Consider the following 15,211-nt stretch of genomic DNA (forward strand, 5'->3'; position numbering starts at 1 on the left):
ATCGGCGCTGGTTACGGGGTGGTGCATACCCCGTTCGCCATCGAACGGTACCGCCCCCGGCCCATGTTTGGTGAAACGACCGGGGGCGCCCCGAAGTGCCCCTGGGGCAAGGCGAATCAGGCGGAACGCCCGTCGCGGGACTTACTGGCCGACCTCGCCGTACGCGGCGAGCAGGACGGCCGGGTCCGGGCCCTCCAGGACGGTGGGCTTGCCCAGTCCGTCGAGGACGATGAACCGCAGCAGGTTGCCCCGGGACTTCTTGTCGACCTTCATGGTCTCCAGCAACTTGGGCCACTGGTCGTAGCGGTAGTGCAGCGGCAGACCGACCGACTCCAGGACCGTGCGGTGGCGGTCGGCGGTCGCGTCGTCCAACCGGCCCGCCAGACGGCCCAGTTCGGCGGCGAAGTGCATGCCTACGGCGACGGCGGCGCCGTGCCGCCACTTGTACCGTTCGTTCTTCTCGATGGCGTGGGCCAGCGTGTGGCCGTAGTTGAGGATCTCCCGAAGGCCCGACTCCTTGAGGTCGGAGGAGACCACCTCGGCCTTGACCCGGATCGAGCGCTCGATGAGCTCGGCGGTGTGCGGGCCCGCCGGGGTGCGCGCGGCCTGCGGGTCGGACTCGATGAGCTCCAGGATCACCGGGTCGGCGATGAAGCCGGCCTTGATGATCTCGGCGAGTCCGGAGACGTAGTCGTTGACCGGGAGGGAGTCCAGCGCGGCCAGGTCGCACAGGACGCCGGCGGGCGGGTGGAAGGCGCCGACGAGGTTCTTGCCCTCCGCGGTGTTGATGCCGGTCTTGCCGCCGACGGCCGCGTCGACCATGGCGAGCACGGTGGTCGGGATGGCGATCCAGCGCACCCCGCGCAGCCAGGTGGCGGCCACGAACCCGGCGAGGTCGGTGGTGGCGCCGCCGCCGACGCCGACCACGACGTCGGAGCGGGTGAAGCCGGACTGGCCGAGGGCCTTCCAGCAGTAGGCGGCGACCTCGGCGGTCTTGGCCTCCTCGGCGTTCGGCACCTGGATGGCGACGGCCTCGAAGCCCTGCTCGGCGAGGTCGGCGCGCAGCGCGTCACCGGTGTCGGCGAGCGCCTCGGGGTGGATGACGGCGACCCGCTGGGCCTTCTCCCCCACCAACGCACCGAGTTCACCCAGGAGTTGACGTCCCACCAGGACCTCGTACGGCTCGCTGCCCGCGGTGCCGCCGACCTGGATGCGCGTCACTGCCTCGCTCATGCTTCCTTCAACTCCAGTGCGTCCAGCGCGATGTCGGTGACTTCTTCGGGGGTGCGGCCGTCGGTGGCGACGACCGCCGTGGCGATCGACTCGTACAGATGGCGGCGGGCCTCCATCAGCTCGCGCCACTGCTTGCGCGGGTTGACGGCGAGCAGCGGCCGGGCGGCGTTCAGGCCGGTGCGCTTGACCGCCTCCTCGACGTCCATCGACAGGTACAGCACCCGCTGCCCGGCCAGCAGGGCACGGGTGTCCTCGTCGAGGACCGAGCCGCCGCCGAGGGCGAGGACGCCCTCGTGTCCGGCCAGCGCCCGTCGTACGGCGGTCTTCTCGATCGCGCGGAAGGCCTGCTCGCCCTCGTCGACGAAGATCTCCGCGATGGCGCGGCCCTGCTCGGCGACGATGTCGTCGTCGGTGTCCCGGTAGCCCACCGCGAGCCGCTCGGCCAGCAGCCGCCCGACGGTGGACTTGCCCACGCCCATCGGACCGACGAGGACGACCACCGGGCTCATCGGATGGCCAGGTTGTCGAGGTACGACTGCACGTTGCGGCGGGTCTCGGGCACGCTGTCGCCGCCGAACTTCTCGGCCACCGCGTCCGCCAGGACCAGCGCGACCATCGCCTCGGCGACGATGCCGGCGGCCGGGACCGCGGAGACGTCGGAGCGCTGGTGGTGCGCCTGCGCGGCCTCGCCGGTGGTCACGTCCACGGTCTGCAGGGCCCGCGGCACGGTCGCAATGGGCTTCATCGCGGCCCGCACCCGCAGCAGCTCGCCCGTGCTCAGGCCGCCCTCGGTGCCGCCGGAGCGCCCGGAGACGCGCCGGATGCCCTCGGGCGAGTTCACGATCTCGTCGTGCGCCTTCGAGCCCGGCACCCGCGCCAGCTCGAAACCGTCACCCAGCTCGACGCCCTTGATCGCCTGGATGCCCATGAGGGCACCCGCGAGACGGGCGTCCAGCTTGCGGTCCCAGTGGACGTGGGAGCCGAGGCCCACGGGCACGCCGTACGCCAGGATCTCCACCACACCACCGAGGGTGTCGCCGTCCTTGTGGGCCTGGTCGACCTCGGCCACCATCGCCTTCGAGGTGTCCGCGTCCAGGCAGCGCAGCGGGTCGGCGTCCAGCTTCTCGACGTCGGCCGGGGTCGGGTACACCCCGGCGGGGGCCTTCACCGAGCACAGCTCGACGACATGGCTGACGATCTCGACACCGGCCGTCTCCTTCAGGTACGACCGGGCCACCGCGCCCAGCGCCACCCGGGCCGCGGTCTCCCGCGCGGAGGCGCGCTCCAGGATCGGCCGGGCCTCGTCGAAGCCGTACTTCTGCATGCCCGCGAGGTCGGCGTGGCCGGGGCGCGGGCGGGTCAGCGGGGCGTTGCGCGCGAGGCCCGCCAGGATCTCCGGGTCGACGGGGTCGGCCGACATGACCTGGTCCCACTTCGGCCACTCGGTGTTGCCCACCATGATCGCGACCGGGGAACCGAGGGACAGACCGTGCCGGACGCCGCCGAGGAAGGTGACCTGGTCCTGCTCGAACTTCATCCGGGCACCGCGGCCATAGCCCAGCCGACGCCTCGCCAGGTGGTCCGCCACCAGCTCCGTGGTGATGGGCACGCCGGCGGGAAGGCCCTCCAGCGTCGCGACGAGTGCGGGACCGTGGGACTCCCCCGCGGTCAGCCAGCGCAACCTGCTCAACGGTGCTCCTCAGTGCTCGCGCCCTGGTACTGCCCTGCTTACGCGCGTCCTCGCGTGCGGCAACGGCGCGACCAGGTGCGCGGCCCCGGCCGGCCACCTCCGATCCTCCCACGTCCGACGGCGACCACCGGTCACAGGTCCAGCAGACGGACGTCCCGGGCCCGCCGGCCGGTCAGGCCATCCGCTCGGCCGCGCTCCTGATCGCCTGCGGGATCGCCATGTCCCGCTCGGTCACCACACGTCAGCGGGCCGTCAAGGCGTGCTCGCCCGCCGCGCGCATGGCCTCCACGGGCGCGGGACCCAGGCCCGTCATCTGCTCGACCTGGAGCACCGCCTGGTGCACGAGCAGGTCGAGGCCGCTGACCACGGCTCCGCCGATCATCGACCAGCGGGCCGCGAGCTCGGTCGGCCAGGGGTCGTAGAGCACGTCGAAGAGGGCGGCGGGGCGCTCCGGTACGGCGTGGGCGAGGGCGTCCGTGGCCCCTGCGGGGGTGGTCGCGATCACCAGCGGGGCGCGCAGGGCCTCGGCCGCGTCCGCCCAGTCCTCGGTGCGCACCTCGACGTCGAGACGCTCGCCCCACTGCCGCATCTCGGCGGCCCGGGCGTCGCTGCGCACATAGGCGACGACCTCGCCGGTGCAGATCCGGGCGAGCGCGGCGAGCGCCGAGGAGGCGGTGGCGCCGGCGCCGAGGATCGCCGCGGAGTCGACCTGTTCGATGCCCCGCTCGCGGAGGGCGGCGACCATTCCCGGGATGTCGGTGTTGTCGCCGAGGCGGCGGCCGTCCTCGGTGCACACGACCGTGTTGACCGCCTCCACCGAGGCGGCCGTGTCGCTGATCCCGTCCAGCAGCGGGATGACCGCCCGCTTGAGCGGCATGGTCACCGACAGCCCGGCCCACTCGGGGCCGAGTTCCTCGACGAACCCGGGCAGCGCGGCCTCGTCGAGCTCGAACCGGTCGTACGACCAGCCCGTGAGCCCCAGCTCCCGGTAGGCGGCCCGGTGCAGGACCGGCGAGAGCGAGTGGGCGATGGGCTTGCCGAGGACGGCGGCCCGGCGGGCGTCGGTGGCCCGAGCTGTCATGGAATCTTTCCTTGATCCGTTGTCACACGAGGACCACGGCCCGGCTGCGGCCTCCGGTCCTCAGTCCTTCTTCCGTGACGCGTTGAACTCCTGCACGAGCCGGTCGTGCTCGGCGAGCGTCTTCGTGAACTTGCTCGTCGTACCGTCCAGCGAGATGAAGTAGTACCAGCCGTCGTGCGTCGGGTTGAGCGCCCCCTTGATGGCCTCTTCACCGGGGTTGTCGATCGGCCCGGGCGGCAGACCCTTCACGTAGTACGTGTTGTAGGGGTTGTCGTACTGCTTGAGCTCGGCGATCGTCAGGTCGATCTTGCTCTGGTTCTTGACGTAGTTGTAGGTGGAGTCGAACTCCAGGGAGCCGTACGTCTGGGGGTTGCCCGGCTTCAGGCGGTTGTAGACGACCTCGGCCATCTTGCGGAAGTCGTCGTGGCTCGTGCCCTCGGCCTGCGCGAGGCTCGCGACGGTGAGCAGTTGCCAGGGACCGTCCAGGCCCAGCCCCTCGGCCTTCTCCTCAAGCCCCATGGCCTCGTACTTGTCCTTGGCGCGGCTGACCATGTCCTTGAGCACGGCCTCCGGCTTGTCCCCCTTGCTGACCGCGTAGGCGGAGGGGTACAGGAACCCTTCGAGCGGGTCCTTCAGATCGGGGTGACCGAGCGCCCACTCGGGCAGCCCGAGGTCCTTGTACTTCTGCTTCGCGACCTTCGCCGTGGTGCCCTTCGACAGCTTCAGCCGCTCGTCGAGCGCCTTGTAGACATCCGTGTTGCGCTCGCCCTCGCGGATGATCAGGTTGTTCTGGCTCTTGGGGTCGAGCATCAGCGCCACGGCGCTCTCGGCGGACATCTCCTTGTTCAGGAGGTACGAGCCGGCCTGGATCTTGCCCGATTCACCGTTGCGGGCGAAGGCGGCCACGAACGCGTCGACGCTCTTGACGACACCCGCCGCCTTGAGCAGCCGTCCCATCTCCGCTCCGTTGGCGCCCGAGGGGACGGTGATGGCCACCTTCTCGCCGGTGCCGTCGCCCGCGTAGTCCGGCGCCGAGACGAAACGATTTTGGTAGAACTGGTAGCCGAAATACCCGACCGTGCCGATGCCGCCGCCGAACACCAGCACGACCACCAGGCAGGCGCATCCGCTGCGCCGCTTCTTCGGTTTCTTGCCGCCACGGCCCCGTCGGTCGCCCCGGCCGCCCTCGTCGTCGTCGACGTCCTCGTCGTCGCCGCCCGCGAAGAAGGCGTGCTCGCCCTCGTCGGGGCCGGGATCCCAGTCGGTCTGCTGCGGTTCCGGCTCGGCCCGGCGACGGCTCGGCGTCTCCGGCGGCGGATACGCGTCAGGGGTGCCGTAGTAGTCGGGCTGCTCCCCCGTGTTGTAGGCCGCCGCCTGCTGACCGTACGGGTCGGAGGGGTCCGGGTACGGGACGTGCGTGCCGGTGCCCCAGCCGTTGTTGTCGTACTGCTGGTACTGCTGCTGGTGTTGCTGCTGGGGGTACTGCTGCTCGGGGTACTGCTGCTCCGGGTACTGCTGCTGGCCGTAGCCCTGGTTCGGGTCGTACTGCTGCTGCTGCTGCGCCTGACCGTAGTCGCCCTGCTGGCCGGTGCCCCAGTCGCCGTACTGCTCCTGCTGCGCCTGCGGATGGTGCTGCGGCTGGCCGCCGTAGGCAGCTTGCCGGCCCGGGTGAGCCTGCTGCCCTTCCCATCCGCCGTCCCCGTAGTACGGGTCCTGCGGATGCCACGGTTCGGAGCCTTCCTGGCCCCGGCCATACTCAGTCATCGATCCCCTAGAGCCGCGAGGCGGCGGTCGCGCGGCGTGTGGCCCGGCATCCGATCCGCCTCTCTCTGTGCGGCACCTGTTCGAACAGTGTCGCAGTCGCGCGGAACGTTACCGTATCGCGATCAGATGACCACTTCGACGCCCTCGCCGGGTGCTTTGCCTGACACCCGTTCGGATTCCAGGGCCTGCTGGAGAATGATCACGGCCGCTGCCTGGTCGATGACCGATCTGCCCTTCTTGGATTTCACCCCGGACGCGCGCAGTCCCTGACTGGCCGTCACGGTCGTCATCCGTTCGTCGACGAGCCGGACCGGCACGGGCGCGATCCCCTGGGCGAGCTCCTGGGCGAAGCCGCGGACCTTGACCGCGGCCGGCCCCTCGCCCCCCTTGAGGGAGCGAGGCAGACCGACGACGACCTCGATCGGTTCGTACTCCTCGACGAGCTGCTTCAGCCGACGCCGCGCCGCCGGGACGTCCCGGCCCGGGACCGTCTCCACCGGGGTGGCGAGAATCCCGTCGGGGTCGCACGAGGCGACCCCGATCCGGGCGTCCCCGACGTCGATCGCGAGCCTGCGGCCTCTGCGCATTACTTCGCCGACTCCCCGACCGTGCGCTCCACGGCGGCCACGGCCTCACCGATCGCGGCCGGGTTCTGGCCGCCGCCCTGGGCGACGTCCGGCTTGCCGCCACCGCCGCCGCCGAGGGTCTTGGCGGCCGTACGGACCAGGTCGCCGGCCTTGAGACCGCGCTCGCGGGCGGACTCGTTGGTGGCGATGACCGTGAGCGGCTTGCCGTTGTTGACGGTGAACAGGGCGACCACGGCGGCCCGGCCGCCCTGGATGCGGCCGCGCACGTCGAGGACCAGCTTGCGCAGGTCGTCCGGGGTGGTGCCGTCCGGGACCTGACCGGTGACGACGGCGATCCCGCGGACGTCCTTGGCGGACTCGGCGAGACCGGCGGCGGCCTGGAGGACCTTCTCCGCGCGGAACTTCTCGATCTCCTTCTCGGCGTCCTTCAGCTTGCCGAGCATGGCGGAGACCTTCTCCGGAAGCTCCTCGGGACGGCCCTTGATCAGCTCCTGGAGCTGGGCGACGACGGTGTGCTCGCGGGCGAGGAAGTTGTACGCGTCGACACCGACGAGCGCCTCGATACGGCGGACCCCGGAGCCGATGGACGACTCGCCGAGCAGCTTGACCAGGCCGAGCTGCGAGGTGTTGTGGACGTGGGTGCCGCCGCACAGCTCCTTGGAGAAGTCGCCGATGGTCACCACGCGGACCCGCTCGCCGTACTTCTCGCCGAACTCGGCGATGGCGCCCTGCTTCTTGGCCTCGTCGATGCCCATGACGTCGGCGCGGACGTCGAGGTCGCGGGCGAGCACCTCGTTGATCTTCTGCTCGACGTCGGTCATCACGGCCGTGGGCACGGCGGACGGCGAACCGAAGTCGAAGCGGAAACGGCCGGGCTGGTTCTCGGAACCGGCCTGGGCGGCCGTCGGGCCGAGCGCGTCCCGCAGCGCCTGGTGGGTGAGGTGGGTGGCCGAGTGGGCGCGGGCGATGGCGGTACGCCGGCGGCTGTCGATGGAGGCGTGGGCCTTGGCCCCGACGGTCACCTCGCCGAACTGCACGACGCCCTTGTGGACGTAGACGCCCGGGACCGGCTTCTGGCAGTCGCGGATCTCGATGACGGCACCGGAGTCGACCTTGATCCGGCCGGTGTCGCCGATCTGGCCGCCGCCCTCGGCGTAGAACGGGGTGCGGTCCAGGACGATCTCGACCTCGTCGCCCTCGGTGGCGGCCGGGGAGGAGGCGCCGTCGACGAGGATGCCGACGATGGTGGACTCGCTCTCGGTGTCCGAGTAACCGAGGAACTCGGTCTCGCCCGCCTGGTCGGCGATCGCACGGTAGGCGCCCGCGCCGGCGTGGCCGGTCTTCTTGCCCTGGGCGTCGGCCTTGGCGCGCTCCCGCTGCTCCTTCATCAGGCGGCGGAAGCCGTCCTCGTCCACGGACAGCCCCTGTTCGGCGGCCATCTCCAGGGTGAGGTCGATCGGGAAGCCCCAGGTGTCGTGGAGCAGGAACGCCTTGTCACCGGCGAGGACCTTGCCACCGGCCTGCTTGGTCTCGGTGACGGCGGTGTCGAGGATGTTGGTGCCGGCCTTCAGTGTCTTGAGGAAGGCGTTCTCCTCGGCGACGGCGACCTTCTCGATGCGCTCGCGGTCGGTGACGAGCTCGGGGTACTGCTGGCCCATCATGGCGATCACGGTGTCGACCAGGTCCAGCACGACCGGGCCGGTGGCACCGAGCAGGCGCATGTTGCGGATGGCCCGGCGCATGATGCGGCGCAGGACGTAACCGCGGCCCTCGTTGCCGGGGGTGACGCCGTCGCCGATGAGCATGACGGAGGTACGCATGTGGTCGGTGACCACGCGCAGGGAGACGTCCGAGTCGTGGGCGTCGCCGTAGGCCACCCCGGTCAGTTCGGTGGCCTTCTTGATGACGGCCATCGAGGTGTCGATCTCGTACATGTTCTGCACGCCCTGCAGGATCATCGCCAGGCGCTCGAGTCCGAGACCGGTGTCGATGTTCTTGCTGGGGAGCTCGCCGAGGATCTCGAAGTTGTCCTTGCCGATGCCCTCGCCGCGCTCGTACTGCATGAAGACGAGGTTCCAGATCTCCACGTACCGCTCGTCGTTGACGGCGGGGCCGCCCTCGACGCCGAACTCGGGGCCGCGGTCGTAGTTGATCTCGGAACAGGGGCCGCAGGGTCCGGGGACGCCCATGGACCAGTAGTTGTCCTTCATGCCGAGGCGCTGGATGCGCTCCTTCGGCACCCCGACGACCTCGTGCCAGATGCGCTCGGCCTCGTCGTCGTCCTTGTAGACGGTGATCCACAGACGATCGGCCTCAAGGCCGTAACCACCCTTGTCCTGGGGGCTGGTGAGCAGCTCCCAGGCGTACTTGATGGCGCCTTCCTTGAAGTAGTCGCCGAAGGAGAAGTTGCCGCACATCTGGAAGAACGTGCCGTGCCGGGTGGTCTTGCCGACCTCTTCGATGTCCGGCGTGCGCACGCACTTCTGGACACTGGTGGCGCGGTCGAAGGGCGGCTTGACCTCACCCAGGAAGTAGGGCTTGAAGGGCACCATGCCGGCGGGGACGAGGAGCAGAGTCGGGTCGTCCGCGATGAGCGACGCCGAAGGGACGACGGTGTGCCCGCGCTCCTCGAAGAAGCTCAGCCAGCGGCGGCGAATCTCGGCCGACTCCATCAGTGGTCCTCATTCCGGTTGTACGAGTGCGTCTTGTGCGACTTCGTCGGGTACGTCGTGTTCTCGATGGCGGCGATGCGCCGGGGGGCGGGAAGCTCGGGATCCTCGCGGATGCCCAGGGCGTCCGTCAGTTCGGCCTCCCGCTGGGCCATGTTGTCGCGCACGTCGAGGGCGAAGCCGACCGCGCGGTCCCTGAGGCGGCCGCCCGTCTCGATCGCCTTGTTGGCCGCGGTGACGGCGAGGTTCTCGGGGCTGAGCTGCTTCAGCTTGCGGTTCACCTTGGTGGTGGCCCAGACACCCGCGGCCACGCCTGTGGAGAACCAGAAAGTACGGCGGAACATCTCTTGAGCCTCAGTCCTTCTTGCCTCGGCCCCGGGAGACCGCCCGACCCACGATCACGGTACGCCGGGAGGGTTTCGCGGGCACGTCGTCCTTGCGGCCGGTGATCGCGCGGCGCACGCCATAGCCGAAGGCCGCGACCTTGACCAGGGGGCCGCCGAAGGTGGAGGCGACGGTGGTCGACAGCGCGGAGGCGTTCGACGTGACCTCCTGGACGTCCGAGGCGATCGCGTCGACCCGCTCGATCTGGGTCTGCGCGGAGCGCACCGCGGTGGAGGCCTCGGCCAGCAGCGGGACGGCCTGGTCGGTCACGTCCGCCACGAGCTTGGTGGTCGCCTTGAGCGTCTGGACCAGCCTCGCCAGCGCGACGGCGAGGAAGGAGACCAGGATCGCCCAGAAGACGGCCACCAGGATCCCGGCAACCTCTCCACCGGACACTGTGTGCACCCGCTCCCTGAATCCGTGCTGTCTATGGAAAAAGTCTCCGCCGAGCCTATCGCGCCGGGGACGGCGGTCCGCACCGGATCACCCCTTGCCCGCACCCGAGTTGTCCATGACGATTGTACGGAGTGCATACGCTTCAGTACGCTCCGTGTTCCATGCGCAGTCATCAGCCCGACGGCACCGAGGTGCACGGCAATCTCCCGCTGGAGCTCGACGGCTTCGTGGGCCGGCGCGCGGAACTCTCGGCACTGGCACGCGCGCTCGACACCGCACGGCTGGTGACGGTGACGGGACCCGGCGGCATCGGGAAGTCACGGCTCGCGGCACGGGCGGCGGGGGGCCGGTGCGCGCCGCCCGACGGGGTGTGGCGCGTGGAGCTGGCCGCCGTACGCGATCCGGAGTTCGTCGACTACGCCGTCACGGAGGCGCTGGGTCTGACGGACCACACCACGCGGTCGCCCCGCGAGACGCTCCTGGCCCACCTGGCCGGGCGTCGGCTCCTGTTGGTCCTGGACGGTTTCGAGCATCTGGTGGAAGCGTGCGCGGCCCTGGTCGTGGACCTGCTGGGGCGGGTGCCGGGTCTGGCCGTCCTCGCGGTGGGGCGCCGGCCGCTGGCCGTCGCCGGGGAGCGGGTCTTCGCGCTGGGTCCGCTGGACGAGGACGAGGCCGTCGAGCTGTTCGCGGAGCGGGCCGGTCGGCAGGGGGTGACGGCCGGGGACGATCCGCGGACACGGGAGCTGTGCCGGCGCCTGGACGGCATCCCGCTGGCGATCGAACTGGCCGCGGGCCGGCTGGGGGCCCTGTCCCCCGGGCAGTTGCTGGAGCGGCTCGACGACCGGTTCCGGCTGCTGACGGGCGGCGGCCGGGACACGCTCGCCCGCCATCGGACGCTGCGCACGGCGATCGGCTGGAGCCATGAACTGTGCACCCCCGAGGAGCGGTTGCTGTGGTCACGGCTGTCGGTGTTCGCGGGACAGTTCGACCTGGAGGCCGCGGAGTACGTGTGCAGCGGCGGCGGGCTGCACTCCGACGACGTCCTCGACGTGCTGTCCGCGCTGCTCGCCCAGTCGGTGGTGGCCCGCGAGGAGACCGCGACCGGCGTGCGCTACCGGATGCTGGACACGGTCCGGGCGTACGGCGCCGAGTGGCTGGAGGCGACGGGCGACGCGGTGCGGCTACGCCGGCGGCACCGCGACTGGTACGTGGGCCTGGCCACCTGGTGCGAGCTGGACTGGTTCTCGCCGCGCCAGAACGAGGTGGCCGCGCGCATCGAGACCGAGCTGCCGAACCTGCGGTGCGCCCTGGAGTACTGCCTGACCGAGCCGGACGGGGCGGAACTGGCCCGGCATCTCGCGGGCTCCCTCTGGTTCTGCTGGGTCGGCTGCGGCCGGCTCTCGGAGGGGCGGCACTGGCTGGAGCGCAGCGTCGAACTGGAGCCGGGGCATGAGGACGCCCGTCTGAAGGCCCTGTGGGTCCTCGGCTATGTGGCGATCCTCCAGGGCGACACCGTGGCCGCGCTGTCGGCGCTGCACGAGTGCCGCAAGGAGGCGGAGCGGTCCGCGAACGCGACGGCGGTGGCGTACGCCGAGCACCGCACCGGCTGTCTGGCGCTCGTGTCGGACGACATGCCCCGCGCGGAGCGGCTGCTGCGCTCGTCGCTGGAGCGCTACCAGGAGATCGGCGAGCTCAACAGCAATGTGCTGATGGGCCAGGTCGAGCTGGCGATGGCCCGCGCCTTCCTGGGCGATCTGCCGGAGGCGGTGGGGCTGTGCGAGGACGTGCGCCGGGTGTGCGAGGACCACGGCGAGCGGTGGGCCCGGTCGTACGCGCTGTACGTCCTGGCGTACGCGGCCTGGCGCGAGGGGGACCCGGCACGCGCGCGTGAGCTGCTCACCGACTGTCTGACCTGCGCGCACGCCTTCCACGACCTGCTGGGCTCGGTGCTGTCGATCGAGCTCCTCGCCCTGGTCACGGTGACCCAGGGCGATCCGGCCGAGGCCGCGGTGCTCCAGGGCGCGGCGGCCTCGCTGTGGCCGTCGGTGGGCCTGCCCCTGTTCGGCTCGGCCTACTACAACGCCCCGCACGAGCTGTGCGAGGCGACCGTCCGGGAGCGACTGGGCGACCAGCGGTACGAGGAGTGCGTACGGCAGGGCCGGGCGCTCGGGCGGGAGGCCGCGGTGGCCAGGGCGCTGGGCCGGGCCCGTCCGCTCGACGGGCTGCCGGCGCCGCGGGAGTCCGTGCGGCCCGCCGAGGTGTCCCGCGACATGCAACGGCCCGCCGCCTCGCCCACCCGGAAGGGCGGGGAGACGGCGGGCTGAAGTGGTGCGGGTGCTACGGCCTGCCGGTGATCAGCGGGCGTAGTACTCGACGACGAGCTGCTCGTCGCAGATCACCGGGATCTCCTTGCGGTTCGGCTCGCGGTCCAGGCGGAACGCCAGGGCGCCGAGGTTCACCTGGAGGTAGCGCGGGGTCTCACCGTCGGGGGCGAAGCCACCGGCGCGGGCGACCTCGAACAGCGTCTTGCTGCGGCTGCGCTCGCGGACCATCACGACGTCGTCGGGACGGACACGGAAGGACGGCTTGTCGACCTTCTGGCCGTTGACCTCGATGTGGCCGTGGACGACCATCTGCCGGGCCTGGTAGATCGTGCGGGCGATGCCCGAACGCAGGACCAGCGCGTCGAGACGACGCTCGAGCTCGATGATCAGGGCCTCACCGGTCTTGCCCTGAACCTTGGAGGCACGCTCGTAGGCGCGGACGAGCTGACGCTCGGACACGTCGTACTGCGCACGCAGACGCTGCTTCTCGAGCAGACGGACCTTGTAGTCCGAGTTCTGCTTGCGGCCACGGCCGTGCTCACCCGGGGGGTAGGGACGGGCCTCGAAGTACTTGACGGCCTTCGGGGTCAGCGCGATGCCGAGGGCACGCGACTTCTTGACCTTGGGGCGGGACTGGTTCGCCACGATCTCTCATCTCTTGGTGTTCGGCTCGTCAGAGTTATGGGAGGTCGCATCCGCAGCCGGGGAAACCCGCCGGGTCCTCGCGAGGACCTGATGGGCAGCCGCTCCCTGGTCTGGGCACATACGTGCAGCACGCGAGTGGCCCACCGACCGGGTCCGTCGTAGGACGGGGGGTGGTGGGCTGCCCGCGACACCTTTCGAACGGTGCGCGACGCTCCTGGAACCCGCTGGGGGTTCCGGCTGACCGTCCCGTTCTGACTGCACGGGACACAGCACTTCGAGGGATTCTACAGGCTGCTCAGGACCGCTTGCGACCGAGGTGCTTGCGGGTCCACTCCACGGCGTCCGCGTACCGGGCCTCGGCGCCGTGCCGGGTGGGTTCGTAGTACTCGCGGTCCTTGATGGCGTCCGGGGCGTACTGCTGCTCGGCGATCCCCTCGGGCAGGTCGTGCGGGTAGACGTACCCCTGCGCGTGCCCGAGTTTGGCGGCGCCCTTGTAGTGCCCGTCGCGCAGGTGCGGCGGGACCGGACCGGCGAGCCCCTTGCGCACGTCCTCCATGGCGGCGCCGATCGCCGTGGTCGCGGCGTTGGACTTCGGGGCCAGGGCGAGGGCGATGGTGGCGTGGCTCAGCGTCAGCGCGGCCTCCGGGAAGCCGATCATGGCGACGGCCTGGGCGGCGGCGACGGCTGTGGGCAGTGCGGTGGGGTCCGCGAGGCCGATGTCCTCGCTGGCCGAGATCATCAGGCGGCGGGCGATGAAGCGCGGATCCTCGCCGGCCTCGATCATGCGGGCCAGGTAGTGCAGGGCCGCGTCGACGTCGGAGCCCCTGATCGACTTGATGAGGGCGCTGGCCACGTCGTAGTGCTGGTCGCCGTCGCGGTCGTACTTCACGGCCGCGCGGTCGACCGTCTCCTCCAGTGTGGTGAGGGAGATCTCCGGCTCGCCCTTGTCGAGCGCGGCGCCGGCGGCGGCCTCCAGGGCGGTCAGGGCGCGGCGGGCGTCACCGCCGGCGATCCGCAGGAGGTGGTCCTCGGTGTCCTCGGGGAGGGTGACGGCGTCCTTCAGACCCCGCTCGTCGCTCAGCGCCCGCTTGAGGAGTCCTCTGAGGTCGTCGTCGGTGAGGGGTTCGAGGGTCAGCAGGAGGGAGCGGGACAGCAACGGGGAGATGACCGAGAAGTAGGGGTTCTCGGTGGTCGCCGCGATCAGGGTCACCCAGCGGTTCTCCACCGCGGGGAGCAGGGAGTCCTGCTGGGCCTTGCTGAAGCGGTGGATCTCGTCGAGGAAGAGGACGGTCTCCTTGCCGAAGCCACCGGTGGCGCGGCGGGCGCCGTCGATGACCGCGCGGACCTCCTTGACGCCGGCGGTGATCGCGGAGAGCTCCACGAAACGCTTGTTGGTGGCCTTGGAGACGACGTACGCCAGGGTGGTCTTGCCGGTGCCGGGCGGGCCCCAGAGGATCACCGAGGAGGGTCCGGCGGGACCGCCGCTGCCCTCTCCGACGAGTCGGCGCAGCGGTGAGCCGGGCTTGAGCAGGTGCTGCTGGCCCACCACCTCGTCGAGGGTGCGCGGGCGCATCCGGACCGCCAGGGGGCTGCCTGCCGGGTCCTTCTCCTGGCGCTCTTCCGCCGCGGCGGTGAACAGATCGGGCTCCACGTTCAAAACCCTATGTCACCGCACTGACAACGCACCGGGGCCTCAGGCCCAGAGGCTGGAGCCCCAGCGGGTCAGGATCATCATCGCGATGATGCCGCAGTGGGTGACCGGCAGGACCCAGGTGAACTCGGAGAGGAAGCGCTTGAGCCAGCCCGGGGACGCCAGCAGGTCGTTGCGGATGTTGAACGAGGTGACGTACCAGAACATGGTGATCGTGGCGACCCAGGCCAGCGAGCACCACAGGCACAGGGCGTTGATCCGGTACAGCGACTGGAACTGGAGCCAGGTGACGAAGGCCACGCCGAAGAGCGTGCCGAAGTTGAAGGTGAGCCAGTACCAGCGCGGGAAGGTGGCGCGGGCCAGCAGGCTCATGCCGACGCAGATCACGATGCCGTAGGCGACCAGGCCCAGCATCGGGTTGGGGAACCCGAAGGCGGCGGCCTGCTTGCTCTCCATGACGCTGCCGCAGGAGACGATCGGGTTCAGGGAGCAGCTCGGCGTGAACGTCTTGCCGCTGACCTTCCCCTCGAGGATCTTGAACTTGTCGATCGTGATGACCCACGCGGCGAGCAGACCGGCGGCGCCGGTGATCACCAGCAGCAGCGCGAAGGCACGGCTGCCGCCCACGGTCCGGGGCGCGGCACCCGCGCTCGCCGACGAGGGCTCGGGCTCCGTGGAGACGTCTTTCACTGTGGTCTTGCTCATCACGCCGATCCGTCTGCTTGAGAGTTGGACCTTCTTCGGGCAGGGGCCATTGTGCCGCACGCGGGGGCTTGTCCACCGTTCG

13 protein-coding genes are annotated in these 15,211 nt (G+C 70.7%); 1 reads left to right on the forward strand and 12 read right to left on the reverse strand.

Annotated features, from left to right (window positions below; genetic code table 11):
• Positions 1 to 141: 141 nt before the first annotated feature.
• From aroB to ACZ66S_RS24045, 9 genes are all read right to left on the reverse strand, one after another.
• A complete protein-coding gene (aroB, locus tag ACZ66S_RS24005; RefSeq protein ID WP_469903575.1) occupies positions 142 to 1,233 on the reverse strand; it encodes a 3-dehydroquinate synthase in 1,092 nt (363 codons plus the stop codon).
• Entirely contained in the window at positions 1,230 to 1,742 is a 513-nt protein-coding gene (locus tag ACZ66S_RS24010; protein ID WP_469903576.1) for a shikimate kinase, read from the reverse strand. The genes aroB and ACZ66S_RS24010 overlap by 4 nt, the downstream gene beginning before the upstream one ends.
• Positions 1,739 to 2,923 carry a chorismate synthase gene (gene aroC / locus ACZ66S_RS24015; protein WP_469903577.1) on the reverse strand — a complete coding sequence of 395 codons (1,185 nt, stop codon included), beginning with the start codon at positions 2,921 to 2,923 and terminating at the stop codon, positions 1,739 to 1,741. Before aroC ends, ACZ66S_RS24010 begins: the two co-directional genes overlap by 4 nt.
• Before the next feature lie 241 nt (positions 2,924 to 3,164).
• The gene (locus ACZ66S_RS24020) at positions 3,165 to 4,004 is read right to left on the reverse strand and encodes a shikimate dehydrogenase (RefSeq protein WP_469903578.1); all 840 of its coding nucleotides are present in this window, start codon (positions 4,002 to 4,004) and stop codon (positions 3,165 to 3,167) included.
• A 60-nt stretch (positions 4,005 to 4,064) separates the two neighbouring features.
• A complete protein-coding gene (gene mltG, locus ACZ66S_RS24025; RefSeq protein ID WP_469903579.1) occupies positions 4,065 to 5,768 on the reverse strand; it encodes an endolytic transglycosylase MltG in 1,704 nt (567 codons plus the stop codon).
• Positions 5,769 to 5,890: 122 nt separating this feature from the next.
• The gene (ruvX, locus tag ACZ66S_RS24030) at positions 5,891 to 6,355 is read right to left on the reverse strand and encodes a Holliday junction resolvase RuvX (protein ID WP_469903580.1); all 465 of its coding nucleotides are present in this window, start codon (positions 6,353 to 6,355) and stop codon (positions 5,891 to 5,893) included.
• Complete coding sequence (alaS, locus tag ACZ66S_RS24035; protein ID WP_469903581.1) at positions 6,355 to 9,027, reverse strand: alanine--tRNA ligase; 2,673 nt, start codon at positions 9,025 to 9,027, stop codon at positions 6,355 to 6,357. The genes ruvX and alaS overlap by 1 nt, the downstream gene beginning before the upstream one ends.
• On the reverse strand, positions 9,027 to 9,368 hold the full coding sequence (locus ACZ66S_RS24040; RefSeq protein ID WP_469903582.1) for a hypothetical protein: 342 nt from the start codon (positions 9,366 to 9,368) through the stop codon (positions 9,027 to 9,029). Before ACZ66S_RS24040 ends, alaS begins: the two co-directional genes overlap by 1 nt.
• A gap of 10 nt (positions 9,369 to 9,378) precedes the next feature.
• A complete protein-coding gene (locus ACZ66S_RS24045; RefSeq protein WP_469903583.1) occupies positions 9,379 to 9,813 on the reverse strand; it encodes a DUF948 domain-containing protein in 435 nt (144 codons plus the stop codon).
• A gap of 152 nt (positions 9,814 to 9,965) precedes the next feature.
• On the opposite strand from ACZ66S_RS24045, the gene ACZ66S_RS24050 reads away from it, so the two are divergent.
• Positions 9,966 to 12,128 (forward strand): ATP-binding protein, encoded by a 2,163-nt coding sequence (locus tag ACZ66S_RS24050; protein WP_469903584.1) that lies wholly within the window; start codon positions 9,966 to 9,968, stop codon positions 12,126 to 12,128.
• A gap of 30 nt (positions 12,129 to 12,158) precedes the next feature.
• On the opposite strand, the gene rpsD is transcribed toward ACZ66S_RS24050, so the two are convergent.
• The 3 genes from rpsD to ACZ66S_RS24065 all read right to left on the reverse strand — a co-directional run bounded on the left by rpsD (position 12,159) and on the right by ACZ66S_RS24065 (position 15,129).
• Complete coding sequence (gene rpsD / locus ACZ66S_RS24055; protein WP_020138086.1) at positions 12,159 to 12,773, reverse strand: 30S ribosomal protein S4; 615 nt, start codon at positions 12,771 to 12,773, stop codon at positions 12,159 to 12,161.
• A gap of 295 nt (positions 12,774 to 13,068) precedes the next feature.
• A complete protein-coding gene (locus ACZ66S_RS24060) occupies positions 13,069 to 14,424 on the reverse strand; it encodes a replication-associated recombination protein A (protein ID WP_469903585.1) in 1,356 nt (451 codons plus the stop codon).
• A gap of 42 nt (positions 14,425 to 14,466) precedes the next feature.
• On the reverse strand, positions 14,467 to 15,129 hold the full coding sequence (locus tag ACZ66S_RS24065; protein WP_469903586.1) for a vitamin K epoxide reductase family protein: 663 nt from the start codon (positions 15,127 to 15,129) through the stop codon (positions 14,467 to 14,469).
• Positions 15,130 to 15,211 lie beyond the last annotated feature (82 nt).

Source organism: Streptomyces sp. NPDC107471, assembly GCF_055582845.1.

Coding starts and splice junctions, on each gene's coding strand:
- ACZ66S_RS24050 (WP_469903584.1), top strand. CDS start 9,966: ATGCGCAGTCATCAGCCCGACGGCACCGAGGTGCACGGCAATCTCCCG.
- mltG (WP_469903579.1), bottom strand. CDS start 5,768: ATGACTGAGTATGGCCGGGGCCAGGAAGGCTCCGAACCGTGGCATCCG.
- ACZ66S_RS24065 (WP_469903586.1), bottom strand. CDS start 15,129: ATGAGCAAGACCACAGTGAAAGACGTCTCCACGGAGCCCGAGCCCTCG.
- ACZ66S_RS24010 (WP_469903576.1), bottom strand. CDS start 1,742: ATGAGCCCGGTGGTCGTCCTCGTCGGTCCGATGGGCGTGGGCAAGTCC.
- ACZ66S_RS24020 (WP_469903578.1), bottom strand. CDS start 4,004: ATGACAGCTCGGGCCACCGACGCCCGCCGGGCCGCCGTCCTCGGCAAG.
- ACZ66S_RS24040 (WP_469903582.1), bottom strand. CDS start 9,368: ATGTTCCGCCGTACTTTCTGGTTCTCCACAGGCGTGGCCGCGGGTGTC.
- alaS (WP_469903581.1), bottom strand. CDS start 9,027: ATGGAGTCGGCCGAGATTCGCCGCCGCTGGCTGAGCTTCTTCGAGGAG.
- ruvX (WP_469903580.1), bottom strand. CDS start 6,355: ATGCGCAGAGGCCGCAGGCTCGCGATCGACGTCGGGGACGCCCGGATC.
- aroB (WP_469903575.1), bottom strand. CDS start 1,233: ATGAGCGAGGCAGTGACGCGCATCCAGGTCGGCGGCACCGCGGGCAGC.